Origin of the sequence: Acinetobacter sp. MYb10, assembly GCF_002980175.2 — a bacterium.
GTDB lineage: Bacteria > Pseudomonadota > Gammaproteobacteria > Pseudomonadales > Moraxellaceae > Acinetobacter > Acinetobacter guillouiae.
In genome coordinates this window covers 3,796,875-3,809,774 of the sequence record NZ_CP058272.1, presented here as the reverse complement: position 1 = coordinate 3,809,774, position 12,900 = coordinate 3,796,875, and the positions used below count along the sequence as shown (strand labels likewise).

The following is a 12,900-nucleotide window of genomic DNA, read 5'->3' as shown; positions in this document are numbered from 1 at the left end:
TATAGATGTTAACGATACAGATATGCTTATCTCAATAAGTCATGATGGAAACTCACGATTTCTTTTAAAATCGGCTAATTCAACCAAGATTGCTTATCTCAATGCTATGCTCTAGTCCTATCCAGTTTTGCTTAATTTAAAAATGACTTGGTTTATTTTTATTCTCGGTGCCATGATTGCCGGTTTTGTCCAAGGTTTAACCGGTTTTGCCTTTGCTTTGATTGCGATGTCTTTTTGGATTTGGGTATTACCACCACAACTGGCAGCACCATTGGTGGTGTTTGCTTCTCTATGGAGTCATATCATTGCATTAGGGAAAGAACAAAAACATCAACTCCCGTTTTCCCTTGTTCTCCCTTATATCATTGCAGGATTGATCGGTGTACCTCTCGGTACCTATCTTTTACACCTCATTGATGGAAATACCTTTAAGACCATCCTTGGATTATTTTTAGTGATTTGGTGCCCAACCATGTTCTTTGCACCTGTTTTCCCCCGTATTCAAGCATTGGGGAAAATTGCAGATGGAAGCATTGGTTTTATTGGCGGTATTTTAGGTGGTCTAGGTGGTTTTTGTGGCGCAGCACCATCAGCTTGGGTGATGCTTAAAAATCTGCCTAAACAACAACAGCGTTATATTTTAAGACATTTTAATTTTGCGATTCAGTTGTTTACAATTATTATTTATCTATGCCAAGGAACCATCCACAAGGTCCATCTCCCCTATTTTGCACTGATCATTCTCACCGTAAGTATTCCAGCGCTGATTGGTGCACAAATGTTTTATAAAATATCAGAAAAACAATTTAAACAATTGGTGCTGAGTTTATTATTTGCCTCAGGTTGTTTCTTATTGCTGACATCATTGCTTTAGCAGAATAGAGAGAAAGTTGAATGAATCTCACTGACTATTTATTCAGCGATTGGTTACTAAAGTGAAAACAATATCCGAGCGGCTCTATTTTTAATACCCGATTCATCCTACAATTCCGCCACTCATTTTTCTTAAATATCTGTGATGAAAAACTCATTTTTGTTAAGTGCCAGTATTCTCTTAACAGGATGTGTACTTGGCACATCTAGTGAAATTAAAACTGCGGAAAAACTGCTCAGCCAATTTCAATGTAATAATATTGAAACAGCAGAATTGGCCCATAGTTCAATTAATACTTATCATGAACGCTCACTTGCTGTGAGTAAAGAAAAAGCCACTGAGTACGTCGATCGCTATAAATCTGGAGATGAATTATTTAAAATTCCTCTCGATGAAGTGGTTCAACAACAATACGATATTTATAAGACAGCCTGTGAATCTCTCGGCGGTGTGCAACACTCAACAACAGGCAACGCTAAAAATAAATAAGCCGATTATTGTTGAATACTGCAAAATGTTTATGATCTTAAAAATATCGTGTTTTCAATGATTGTGTTTTAAAATCATAAGCGTAAATCATGATGAGCAGCGTTCATTTTTAAAATTGCCTAGACCATCCTCTATACTGCTGAGTTTTTAAATACACCCTCTAGTGAGATATAGCGATCTCATCTCCAGATTTTATCTGATGATCAAAACAGCCTCAAAATCAGCAAAAATAGTGGCTGTAGCAAACCTAATATGGGCAAAGTGATATGATTGCTGCATCATCACAATAGACGTGCCGTAATTTATTTTTTTGCCTTGTATGAATGGTCTTTGATACCAAAAAATTTGATCCCCATCAGATAAAAAATAGAGGTTAAAATTAGACCGACAACCCATGAAACATCTGCACCATCAAGTGCCTTGGCAATAGGACCTGTATACAAGTCTGTCGCAATAAAAGGCACTTGAACAATGACACCAAAAATATATGCAGAAATAGCCATGAGGTTAAATTTTCCATAGATTCCCCCATCTTGATGGAAAAACGAATCGACATCATATTCCCCATGACGAACCCAGTAATAATCAACCAAATTCACAGCGGTCCAAGGGATAAGTACGTAGATGAGCAAGAAAATAAAATTAATAAATATGGGCAGAAAATTACTGGATGCTTTGATTCCAATCCACAACGCAATAGCAATCAACAAAAATGAAATCACAATTCGCCCCTTAGCCAAGGGCATAAATGATGGAATAAATGTCTGGATAAAAGAAATTAAAGTCAGTACACCACAATATAAATTCATTGAATTGATCGCTGATATGGAAATGACTAAAATCAAAATAAACACGCTTCCCATCTTAGGCACGTAATCGATCATCCCAGCAATAACATCTCCACTCGGTGTCACCAATCCTATTGTTACTCCCAAACACATTGGGATGATGGTCCCCAATCCACATCCCCAATATGTCGCCCAGAATGCTGCCTTAGCCCCTGTTTCTTTTGGCAAATGACGAGTAGCATCAGAGACATAGGGTGCATATGCAATCTGCCACAGTGCAGCAATCGAAAGTGTAGCGAGAAAACCTGTAGCTGAAAAAGAATTACGCGCGAAAAAGTCTGAAGGTAAACCTTGAATAAAAAACACCCACACATATGCTGCCAAAAAAGCGAAACCAGAGATCACAAAGGTTATTTTTGTAAATAGATGAATTAATCGATAACCAACAATTGTACCGATCACAGCAACGACACAAGTGAATAATATGCCAGATGACTGACTGAATGAGGGAATAAGCAAATTCATGGCTTGTCCAGCCAGCGTCGCATTTGAAGCTAAGAAGCCGACATACATGATGACTACGACTCCAAGGATTGGAAGCGCGCCATATGCACCAAACTGCCCTTTGGTTTGAATCATTTGAGGGACACCGAGATGAGGTCCTTGAGCGGCATGGAGTGCGGCATGGAGTGCGGCATGGAGTGCGGCATGGAGTGCGGCATGGAGTGCGGCATGGAGTGCGGCAAAGATGCCACAAATAAGCGTCCCTAGAATAATACTTAAAATAGCAGAGACAAAAGATTGATGAAAAATGGTGACTGAAACTGATCCTGTCACAAACGTCAGTAGCATCAAATTTCCACCAAACCAAAGTGTGAATAAATCCTGAGCTTTACCATATCGCGCATTTAATGGGATTTGCTGAATGGTATGTTGTTCAATCGAGTGAACATATTTGTCTTCCATGAGTGTCTCCTAATAGAGAAATCGTTAAAAAATTACGATTAACCAAATTGCTTTTTTTAAGATGCAAATCCCCCTACGCTTAAATTGCGCAATTGAAAATGCTGAGGATTATGGGTGCAGACGTTCTGCTATGTGGTCATTGGCTCAAGCACAATGGCATCAAATAATGCTTGGATCTGTTGATGAATTTCCCCTTCAAAAATAAGCACTATTCTCGATCTGTGGTCATCATCAGGCCACGCATTTAAGTAAGATTCGGGAAATAGATAATGTTGAACACCGTGTAATATCACCGGTCGTAATGACTCTTCCACCTGAATCAATCCTTTAATTCGGAGCAAGTTCACGCCATAAAGTCGTGCCAACTTCTGAAGAAAATGGGTCACACGCGCCCAAGACAAAGCTTGGTTAGCATATAAACACAGTGTAAAAATATTATGATGCGGTGCGTTATTGAAAGCGTATTGAGAATTTGTCTGATGTGTAACCAACTGCGCACCAAGTAAATTACGTGTTACTGGATACTTTTCACGATCAAAAATAACCAAAGCAACAGCCGCTACATCCGTACCATCAATAATTTCAGCACTCGCATTCAGAGTACGGATGCACTTGGTAAATGTTGTAAAGGCATGCGACAAATCTGTTTTAGTTAAAATGATTTTATCTGCAACAGCAATTTGACGTAGTCTCTCCGTCCGCTGATGCGGGACATTTAAGGACAATAATGTATCAACCGTAGCAATCACAGTTTGCACACTAAATAAAGTCGCAACACTTTCATCTGCCAATAAAAGTTTAAGCAAGGGAATTGGGTCGGCCATACCTGTTGTTTCGACAATAACACGGTCAAAAACAGGAATTTCTCCTGCCTCAGCACGACAGTAAAGAAGTTTAAGCGTTTCTGAAAGTTCTGTTTTCATGCTACAACAGACACAACCACTTTTTAGCAAGACAATGTCATCGTCAAGTCGGCCTATCAATAAATGATCTAAGCCAACCTCACCTATTTCATTAATAATCACTGCCGTGTGTGCCATACGATCATCGGCCAACAGACGATGCAGCAATGTTGTTTTACCACTCCCCAGAAAACCTGTCAGTAAGGTCACAGGAATACGTTTTATTCCGCTCATATATGTCTTCCCTTACGCACATAAATAATAATTTAACCCAGTAGATTAGTTAGCACGCTGAAACACATGCTGACCTTGTAATACTGTGGTGATAACTTGAGTCTTAGCAATTTCTTCAGGGCTTGATTCAAAAATATTGCGATCCAAAACAATAAAGGTTGCTTCCTTACCCACTTCTAAACTCCCAGTACGATGACTATGGCCAACAGCAATTGCGCCGTTCAACGTCATGATCCTGACTGCCACATCCAAAGGCACACTTTCATCTCCGTGCTGCAAAATACCTGCCAGTGCAGGAAAGAGGTTTGGCGTAGGTGGCAAAAGCCAATCTGTACCAATCGTCATGGTTGCACCAGCATCATACAAAGTTCGAAAATCATAGGCTTTGCCAAGCGCTTGTTGATATTCTGGGATATGCCAAATCGCGGGGGACATTTCAGCAATAATGTCTAATTCTGCAAAACGGCTACGATCTTTTGCAGAAACATAATGGGCATGTGCAATGTCATGAAATTGCCCTGTTTGACGTTCAACATCGTTGGCATTTTCATAATTGTCTAAACCAATACGCACAGAACCATAACCCGTACAATGTGATTTAACGATCAAACCTTCTTTGGTCCATTCACGAATTTTTTCAGTGAGTTCATTAGAATCGAGAAGTAAATTGTAAGTAATAGGTTCATCTGAAATCGGATCTAAGGGGACATGGCTAAAGGTGGGTGCCATAGATGTACCATCTAGCATCACTTTGATTCCATTCACCATGACACGTTTTGACGCATATTGCGCTCGTTCTGCGATCACCCTTTCATCTTCTTCACGATCACTCAATGACATAATTTCTGCTTTCCAAGGAATATGACAAATCAAATCCAGTGTAAGCTCATCGTCATCATCCAAAGATTTAGCTGCTGTCAGGAATGATCTTGTTGCTGAAGCTTCCTGTGCCGAAGTAATACCATATTGATTACATATACTTGCCGCCATTTTAAGCGCGAACTTATTTTCCTCATCGGTCTCTGTGGGTGCGACCATATATAATTTCACCCATCCACCTTCACGCAAAATTCCAGTGGGTTCACCTGTTAGGGGATCTTTTTCAATTTTTGCGCGGGTCGTACTCGGTGTATCACGGGTGATACCTGCAAGATGTAGTGCTTGGCTGTTCGCCATGACGTTATGAAATGAAAAATCATGAATCACAATCGGCACGTTTGGAATGACTTGATCTAACCATTCTCGTGTCAGTAGCTCAGCTGTAAAAATCAATGGGTTATAGAGCCCTGCAAAAATCCATGTTCGTTTGGAGGCATATTTTTCCCAATATGCTTTGAGTTGCTGTGCCAATTCTTGCAAGGTTTGTGGATCATTTAATTGGCAAGAATATTCCAGTCTCAGAAGTGCCGCTTTTAAAAGGTGAGTATGTGCATCATGAATGCCAGGCATTACTAATTTCCCTTTTAAATCATATTTCTCAGCATCCGCTGCCAAACTCAAAATTTCATCCTGATCGCCAATCGCTAAAATTTTACCGTCCTTTACCCACATGGCTTCTGCCCAAGGTTGGGATTGATTCACGGTATGAAATTTTGCATTGTAATAGACGCTATTATTCATCTTGTTATCCCTGTCTATGCCCAATAAATGTTGAATTTAACTTTTAGAATTATTTACGCGATTGCTTTAAGCTGTTTACAACTTAAAGCCAATTTCAACAATTTATTTATATACGTCATTTTAAAAAATTAAGTAATTTTTAAATAACGATGTAGATCTTTTGAATTATTAAAGTAGTGTTTTAATTGAGCTAAAAAATAGGTTATTTATAAAATAATATCTAAATGCGCAGATGGTGTATCAAGGGGGCAACAGCAAATATTTAAGACCGACAAAATATGGGAATGAGCAAAATCACCCTTCCCATATAAAAATTAAATTCATTGTATTTGAGTTTGCAAAGATACTTGCAAAACAAAACTCAGCTTATGGAATAAATCTAGTATCTATACTAAATAAATCTGGATGTTTCGGATTGATCTGAGCATAAAATTCCATGATTTCAGCCATGTCTTGTTCATAGTCCCCAGTCGGATAAACAATTTTACCAATCCCTGTTTTTTTGTTTTTATAATCCATATACGCCAGTGCAATAGGTACGCCAGCACTGGTGGCAACATGATAAAAACCTGTTTTCCACTGTTCTTGCTTTGCACGCGTACCCTCTGGCGTCACCAGCATCACCAATTTAGGATGGGTCTTAAACAGATCACTCATCAGCTGAACCATACTTGGACGTTCCTCACCATCCTGCTTGGGACGGCGATCAATCCCGATTCCGCCCATAGCACGCACAAAAGGTCCAAAAGGCAATTTCATATAGCTGTCTTTAATGGTAATACGCACATGAACACCCAAAGCTTTCAGTGCTAAACGTGCATATAGTGCATCCCAATTACTGGTATGCGGTGCTGCAATCATGACACATTGGTCGATGTTTAAATCCCAATGGTTATCAATTTGCCATCCCATCCAACCCAAACTTTGTTCAGCTAATTTTTCAAACACCCAGCACACCAAAATATAAAGAATTTGCACTGGATTGTAGCAACCAATAGATCAGATAAAAATCCACTTCGTATAGAAAAACAGCAATTAATATATAAATGTATAAAATTAATTCGATGTAAAACTTGTAAGTAAATATTCAGTTTTGATTAAATTCTGCAATGAATTTGCATATATCAATTTTTCGTTTGGTTAAAATAGTTAATCCAATGTAATTCACGACAATGATTATCAAAATGAATTTTTTGTGGCTGAATATTTGCATTTGACTGCTGGATGACCTGATATTCAATCCAGCTTTCTAGACAAGACTCCACTTCAAACAACTGATTGTCTTGTTCTATGCTTTGTTTCAATTGTGTGCCATCTGAAAATGTATAAATTTTGGTGGTCTGAGTGATCTCTATATCTTGCTCATAATTTTTTTCGCTTTGCAAAATAACATTTTCAATTTTGATTTGATCATTGCTTTTTTGATTGTGGTTTTTTTCATTGTAAATACGAGCAACATATTCAGCCAAATGAGACATAGATTCGAATACTTAAAATATGACAATAACAGAGTTTCTATAATAGCCTAACTTTTTAACATCGAACTACATTACTCAGCAATTTCTTACATAATTCACATTTCATATCAGGGAGATAATTTATATTCTGGATAAAATCATTCACATATAATTATTTATTCATTTGGGTTATGTTATGAAAAAAACACTCTTCGTCATGTCTATTTTAGCGCTGTCATTAAGCGCTTGTTCTAAGCCGACTCATAATGCATCAGAAGATATCAAAGCGACAGCTCAAACACAGGCTGCTGCATCGCATGAAGCAGCAACCCCAACCATAGATTCAGAACACAATGCTCAAAATAGCTTGGATTGGGCTGGGGAATACAAAGGCTTACTTCCGTGTGCTGATTGCTCAGGAATCAAAACCAAACTCATCCTCAAATCAGATCACACTTATGAACTGACTGAAGAATATGAAGGGGTTAAAGGTGAAGGCAAAGAATTTAAAACTCAAGGTCATTTTAGTTTTGATGAATCTGGATCGATTATCGGTCTAGATAAAAATGCAGATAAGCGCAAATACTTTGTTGGCGAAAATATCTTAGAAGCACGTAGTTTTGCAACGGGTGAAAAGATTGAAGGTCCAAATGCTGAACTTTATCAATTAACCAAAGACGTGGAATAATTTAAAAATTATTTCCGAATAACAGCATAATAAAAACCTGCTTGAAGCAGGTTTTTTTAAATTTTGGAGCATGCTTTTTAGCGATGACCAATCAAATATGCCCCAAAGAGTGTAAAGATCCCACCTGAAATACCATCAATCCATCTTGAGGCATTTTGGTAAGCGGCTTTAAAGCTAGGTAATGAAAATACAAAGGCAACAAAGCTAAACCAGATCAGCGTTTCCACGGAAACAATTATAAATAATAATGAATGCACACCATCTAAATGTGGATTGGCTAAAAACACTGAAAATACACTACCGAAATAAATTACCGCTTTCGGGTTTGATAAATTGGTTAAGAAACCTTTGAGAAAGAAACGCAGATTGCTTTGCGGTAACTCAAAATGATGCTGTGATATATTCTCTTTCTTACTCAAAGCAGATCTAAGCATTTGGTAGCCTAACCAGCACAGATAAATCCCACCAACAACCAACATCACTTGCTTTAACCATGCCATTTTTTCAAAAATGATATTCAAACCCGCCAAAGCTAAAAAAGCCCAAAACATCACCCCTGCGGTAATCCCCAAAACCACAAAAATAGATTGCTTTCTTGAACGGCTAATCGCAGTTTGCGAGACCAGAAAGAAATCAGGGCCTGGTGTAATCAGGGCACAAAAATGAATAAAGATTAACGTACATAATGCGATCAACATGGACTAGATTCCGTTCAGCGAGACAGATTTATATTAGTGTGAAAATTCATGTTTTTCCATCGATATCGGTACATCAATAAAATTCTTTAGGCTGAACTTCGATGAACATATACCACAAATAAAACATCAACCATCTTTTAAAAAGACGGATTTTAATTATTGGAGAAAATAATATTTTATCTTTATAATCAAAAATTAAAACGTGCTTAAAAAATAAATCATGCTTAATTTAGAAAAAAATTCAACCTCACCCATTGAGCAACCCCCACATCATCCTGTGGAAGTGCAGAAGATCATCAGCATCAATAAATTTATGCTCTTGTGCTTTTTGACAATGGGTTTATATCAGATTTGGTGGATGTTTAAAGCGTGGCGCTTCTTTATGCAAAAAGACAAATTAGACATCATGCCGGCTTTTCGGGCAGTATTTTATATTTTTTTCCTATACTCCTTGTTTAAAAAAATAAATAACTATGCCAAGCAACAAGGATATACAGAGAATTTTTCATCAGGCTGGATGTTTATAGGATTTATGGTTTTTTCAGTACTGATTAAACTGCCTGAACCTTATGATCTGATTACTGTATTGAATTTCATTTTTCTAATACCTGCATTTAAGGCTCTCAATTTTGCCAAACAACAATCCAATCAATTTGTGGTCATTGAACAAAAGAAATTTAGTAAAGCTCAAATGGTACTTATCGTGTTATTTTCTATTTTTTGGTGCTTGTATTTACTCGGACTATTTCTATAGCCTAAACAGCTTGCAATGAGCCTAAGCTCATTGCAAGCTGTTTAAATTAGACCAAAATATCTCGCTTACCATTCGGTCCTTGTTCACTGACAATACCCTGCTCCTGCATTTGATCAACAATACGGGCAGCACGGTTATAACCTAAGCTAAACTTACGTTGCAGTGAAGATACAGACACCTTACGTGTTTCTAAGACAAATGAAACACATTGGTCATAGAGTGCATCACGGTTCGGATCGCCATCACCATCTTCGAAACCACGTGTGGTCGGTTCTTCGTCAAACGGCGTAAGAATTTCATCAACATAATTCGGTTCACCGCGTTCACGCCATGCGTCACAAATACGGTTGACTTCATCATCGGAAATAAATGCACCATGTACACGCTCAGGATCAATTTTACCTGGACCGAGGAATAACATATCACCATGGCCCAAGAGATCCTCTGCACCACCACCATCCAAAATAGTACGCGAGTCAATTTTACTGTTTACACGTAATGCCACACGGGTTGGAATATTGGCTTTAATCAAACCAGTAATAACATCTACCGATGGACGTTGTGTTGCTAACAGTAAATGAATTCCTGCTGCACGAGATTTTTGTGCCAGACGGGTAATCATTTCTTCCGCTTTTTTACCCACTTGCATGATCATATCGGCAAATTCATCGGCAACAATCACGATCGAAGGCAATGGTTGCAAACGTGGCGCTCTGTCTTGTGTTGCAGAATCACTTGGTTTCCAAGTTGGATCAATAAGATCCTCACCATTTGCAATGGCTTCTTCCACTTTACGGTTATAGTCGGCTAATTTACGGATCTTTAAAAAAGACATCAGCTTATAACGACGTTCCATCTCATTGACACACCAATTCAAAGCACTGACAGCATCTTTCATGTCAGTCACAACAGGTGTCAATAAATGAGGAATATCATTGTAGTTCGCTAATTCCAATTGTTTTGGATCGATCAGAATCAAACGTAATTGATCAGGTGTATATTTCAACAACATCGACAGGATCATTGAGTTTACAGCAACCGATTTACCTGAACCTGTTGTCCCCGCAACCAACATATGTGGCGCTTTACCTAAGTCAGTGATCACAGGATTACCCGAAATGTCCTTACCCATTGCCATTGAAAGCAAACCATTTGGATCTTTAAAAACAGGGGTTTCCAGTAATTCTATCAGACGTACCATTTCACGACTGCTATTCGGTACTTCAATCCCGATATAAGGCTTTCCGGGAATCACTTCAACCACACGTACAGATGCCATTGACATAGAACGTGCCAAATCTCGGGAAATATTGGTCACTTTCGAGGCTTTTACACCGGGTGCCAAATCTAACTCAAAACGTGTAACCACTGGCCCAGGTTGGGCTTCGATCACTTTGGCTTTGACGTTAAACTCTTGAAGTTTAATTTCTAACAGTTCAGATAAACGTGACAATTGTTCTGCGGTAAAGTTGACTTTTTTATTTGGATCGACTTTATCTAACAGTTCATAACCTGGCAATGTTGGTAAGTCTCGACGCTTATTTGCAACTTGCATTGCACGTGACATCGGACGACCAAATGCATCTGTTAATGGTGCATCCAAGTCGAAATCATCTTCAAGTTCTGCAAACTCACTTTGCAATTCGTCTTGAGGTTTACCCGCAGTTTCTTGCCAAGCATCTCTAAATGCATCTTTATCTGCAGCAATTAAAGACTTTTCTTCTTCACTGACCAAGGTTGATGCATTTAAATTGGTTTGAATATTGGCACGGGTAAATGGTGTAGATTGAGCATAATTACTGGTTGTGCGAACATCTGCAGATTGCTGATTTTGTTGGTACGCAGTTGGGGGTTCAGTAAGTTCTTCATCTGCAAGCGATGCAAGCTCATCTAGTTCATTGGCTAAATTTTGTATTGCCACGCCTGAAGTTGCCGCTACTGCGACACCACTCGCAAAGCTTTGCCCACCCTGAACAGCAGTATCTACATAACCAGCTTCAGCTTGAGCCTGCGTCGTAGCGCTATTAAAGGGGCTATGGATATCTGTGGCAGTTTGTCCATTTGGTACAACTGATAACAATTCATCAAACACTTGGTCATCATCCCAATCAAGTGAAGATTTTTTATTGATCTGCACAGGATCAACATCATGTTGATGCGCGCGTGGCAAATGGTCTGCATATTTATCTTCAGTTTGATCTTCTGACGCTTTGATCAAGGCATCAATATCACGATTATGGTCTTGATCTTGATGTAGGGCTTTCCATACTTCACCAGATGAAACAGTACGTTGACTGTCTTGTTCTAGACGATGTGCTTTTTCTAAAGTCCGCTCTAATTCCAAATCATCAATATCGTCTTGATCAAATTGAACATGATGTTGAGTTTTATTTTCTTGCTCAATCATGTCATCAAATAAGCGTTCTGCTGTTTGATTGTGTTTAGTATTTTTAACAGTCAAATGCTCTTTTGCTGGTGCCTGATCTTCAGCTTCGACAAATTCAGCTTGAGCTGTTATTGGTTCAGCTTTATGCGTATGCGCATGATTTTTATTTTTCTGCGGTGATGTCAAATCAAAAGCAGATTCACTTTCAGGAACATTTTTATAAAACAAATCTTGTAAATAAGCAGGCGTGGCTTTTAGTGTTGCCCACGTTCTATTCCATTGAATACCAAACGCTAAGGTAAATAGAACAACGAGCAAGAGCAAAATAAATACAACTGCCCCATAAATACTCATCAGTTGAGATAGGCTTTCACCAAGTTCATAACCAATGATTCCACCAGAAGCATTGGCTAATGTGTCTGCTGGTACATTCCAAAGCAAATACAATAGACTTGAGGTCGCAAGCAAAATAAAAAATTGAGCAGCGTAACGAAACGGACGACTCACAAAACTTCGTGGCCACCATACTTGGACTGCTTCTATAAAAATAAATACAGGAATGAGTAAACTTGCCCAACCTAAAAAACCAAACAACAAATCAGCAATCCAAGCACCCGCTACACCACTGGCATTTGAAACCTGTTGTGTATCACTCGAAATATGCATCCAGCCTGGATCAAATGGGGTATATGTCACTGTTGCAAGGAACAGATATATCCCAAATGAAATCAAGAATATTGTTGTTAAAAAGCGCTGTGCATAAACATTTGACACCGCAGTCATATACTATCCTGTAACCAATTGTTCAAATTACTCTTTTCTGAAGCTTGATCAGCTTTCTTGAGAGAAGAAATTTTTATATTATGCACCTGTTCTTAAAAAAAAGATGCACTATTATTTACTTGTGTTGTAAAGCATTGTTAGAAATTTAAGCTTTTATTTCGATAAAAATGCCAAACAATATTATTTGATTATTCTATATAGCTCAATTCGATTTAGATGATCAATATTATCGACATTGAAGCCACACAACTTTGATAAAGT

General features: G+C 38.4%; 11 protein-coding genes. 4 read left to right on the top strand and 7 right to left on the bottom strand.

Features of this window, described 5'->3' with window-relative positions:
• The first annotated feature begins 142 nt into the window (after window positions 1-142).
• Window positions 143-874, top strand: a complete 732-nt coding sequence (locus tag CQZ96_RS17885) for a sulfite exporter TauE/SafE family protein (RefSeq protein ID WP_105714683.1) — start codon at window positions 143-145, stop codon at window positions 872-874.
• Window positions 875-1,018: 144 nt separating this feature from the next.
• Window positions 1,019-1,363: a hypothetical protein gene (locus CQZ96_RS17880; RefSeq protein WP_056513475.1), complete on the top strand. Its 345-nt coding sequence runs from the start codon at window positions 1,019-1,021 to the stop codon at window positions 1,361-1,363.
• Window positions 1,364-1,665: 302 nt separating this feature from the next.
• Here the strand turns inward: CQZ96_RS17880 and CQZ96_RS17875 are convergent, their stop codons facing one another.
• From CQZ96_RS17875 to CQZ96_RS17855, 5 genes are all read right to left on the bottom strand, one after another.
• A complete protein-coding gene (locus tag CQZ96_RS17875) occupies window positions 1,666-3,117 on the bottom strand; it encodes a purine-cytosine permease family protein (protein WP_105714684.1) in 1,452 nt (483 codons plus the stop codon).
• A gap of 128 nt (window positions 3,118-3,245) precedes the next feature.
• Window positions 3,246-4,253 carry a CobW family GTP-binding protein gene (locus CQZ96_RS17870; protein WP_105714685.1) on the bottom strand — a complete coding sequence of 336 codons (1,008 nt, stop codon included), beginning with the start codon at window positions 4,251-4,253 and terminating at the stop codon, window positions 3,246-3,248.
• A 45-nt stretch (window positions 4,254-4,298) separates the two neighbouring features.
• Window positions 4,299-5,873 carry an amidohydrolase gene (locus CQZ96_RS17865; RefSeq protein WP_105714686.1) on the bottom strand — a complete coding sequence of 525 codons (1,575 nt, stop codon included), beginning with the start codon at window positions 5,871-5,873 and terminating at the stop codon, window positions 4,299-4,301.
• Between the two features lie 366 nt (window positions 5,874-6,239).
• Window positions 6,240-6,821, bottom strand: coding sequence for a 1-acyl-sn-glycerol-3-phosphate acyltransferase (locus CQZ96_RS17860; protein WP_004723641.1), 582 nt, complete (start codon window positions 6,819-6,821; stop codon window positions 6,240-6,242).
• Between the two features lie 176 nt (window positions 6,822-6,997).
• Window positions 6,998-7,351 (bottom strand): hypothetical protein, encoded by a 354-nt coding sequence (locus tag CQZ96_RS17855; RefSeq protein ID WP_105714687.1) that lies wholly within the window; start codon window positions 7,349-7,351, stop codon window positions 6,998-7,000.
• Between the two features lie 175 nt (window positions 7,352-7,526).
• Here CQZ96_RS17855 and CQZ96_RS17850 point away from each other — a divergent pair, with 175 nt between their 5' ends.
• Complete coding sequence (locus CQZ96_RS17850; protein ID WP_105714688.1) at window positions 7,527-8,018, top strand: copper resistance protein NlpE; 492 nt, start codon at window positions 7,527-7,529, stop codon at window positions 8,016-8,018.
• Between the two features lie 77 nt (window positions 8,019-8,095).
• On the opposite strand, the gene rhtC is transcribed toward CQZ96_RS17850, so the two are convergent.
• Window positions 8,096-8,716, bottom strand: coding sequence for a threonine export protein RhtC (gene rhtC, locus CQZ96_RS17845; RefSeq protein WP_004723644.1), 621 nt, complete (start codon window positions 8,714-8,716; stop codon window positions 8,096-8,098).
• 220 nt (window positions 8,717-8,936) lie between these two features.
• Between rhtC and CQZ96_RS17840 the strand changes: the two genes are divergently transcribed.
• Window positions 8,937-9,470: a hypothetical protein gene (locus CQZ96_RS17840; protein WP_105714689.1), complete on the top strand. Its 534-nt coding sequence runs from the start codon at window positions 8,937-8,939 to the stop codon at window positions 9,468-9,470.
• Window positions 9,471-9,516: 46 nt separating this feature from the next.
• Here CQZ96_RS17840 and CQZ96_RS17835 read toward each other — a convergent pair whose 3' ends face one another.
• Window positions 9,517-12,639 carry a DNA translocase FtsK gene (locus CQZ96_RS17835; RefSeq protein ID WP_105714690.1) on the bottom strand — a complete coding sequence of 1,041 codons (3,123 nt, stop codon included), beginning with the start codon at window positions 12,637-12,639 and terminating at the stop codon, window positions 9,517-9,519.
• Window positions 12,640-12,900: the final 261 nt, after the last annotated feature.

What these genes read in the sequence shown, in the direction of transcription:
- CQZ96_RS17835 (WP_105714690.1), bottom strand. Translation starts at nt 12,639, where the DNA reads ATGACTGCGGTGTCAAATGTTTATGCACAGCGCTTTTTAACAACAATA.
- CQZ96_RS17885 (WP_105714683.1), top strand. Translation starts at nt 143, where the DNA reads ATGACTTGGTTTATTTTTATTCTCGGTGCCATGATTGCCGGTTTTGTC.
- CQZ96_RS17855 (WP_105714687.1), bottom strand. Translation starts at nt 7,351, where the DNA reads ATGTCTCATTTGGCTGAATATGTTGCTCGTATTTACAATGAAAAAAAC.
- CQZ96_RS17870 (WP_105714685.1), bottom strand. Translation starts at nt 4,253, where the DNA reads ATGAGCGGAATAAAACGTATTCCTGTGACCTTACTGACAGGTTTTCTG.
- rhtC (WP_004723644.1), bottom strand. Translation starts at nt 8,716, where the DNA reads ATGTTGATCGCATTATGTACGTTAATCTTTATTCATTTTTGTGCCCTG.
- CQZ96_RS17865 (WP_105714686.1), bottom strand. Translation starts at nt 5,873, where the DNA reads ATGAATAATAGCGTCTATTACAATGCAAAATTTCATACCGTGAATCAA.
- CQZ96_RS17850 (WP_105714688.1), top strand. Translation starts at nt 7,527, where the DNA reads ATGAAAAAAACACTCTTCGTCATGTCTATTTTAGCGCTGTCATTAAGC.
- CQZ96_RS17875 (WP_105714684.1), bottom strand. Translation starts at nt 3,117, where the DNA reads ATGGAAGACAAATATGTTCACTCGATTGAACAACATACCATTCAGCAA.
- CQZ96_RS17880 (WP_056513475.1), top strand. Translation starts at nt 1,019, where the DNA reads ATGAAAAACTCATTTTTGTTAAGTGCCAGTATTCTCTTAACAGGATGT.
- CQZ96_RS17840 (WP_105714689.1), top strand. Translation starts at nt 8,937, where the DNA reads ATGCTTAATTTAGAAAAAAATTCAACCTCACCCATTGAGCAACCCCCA.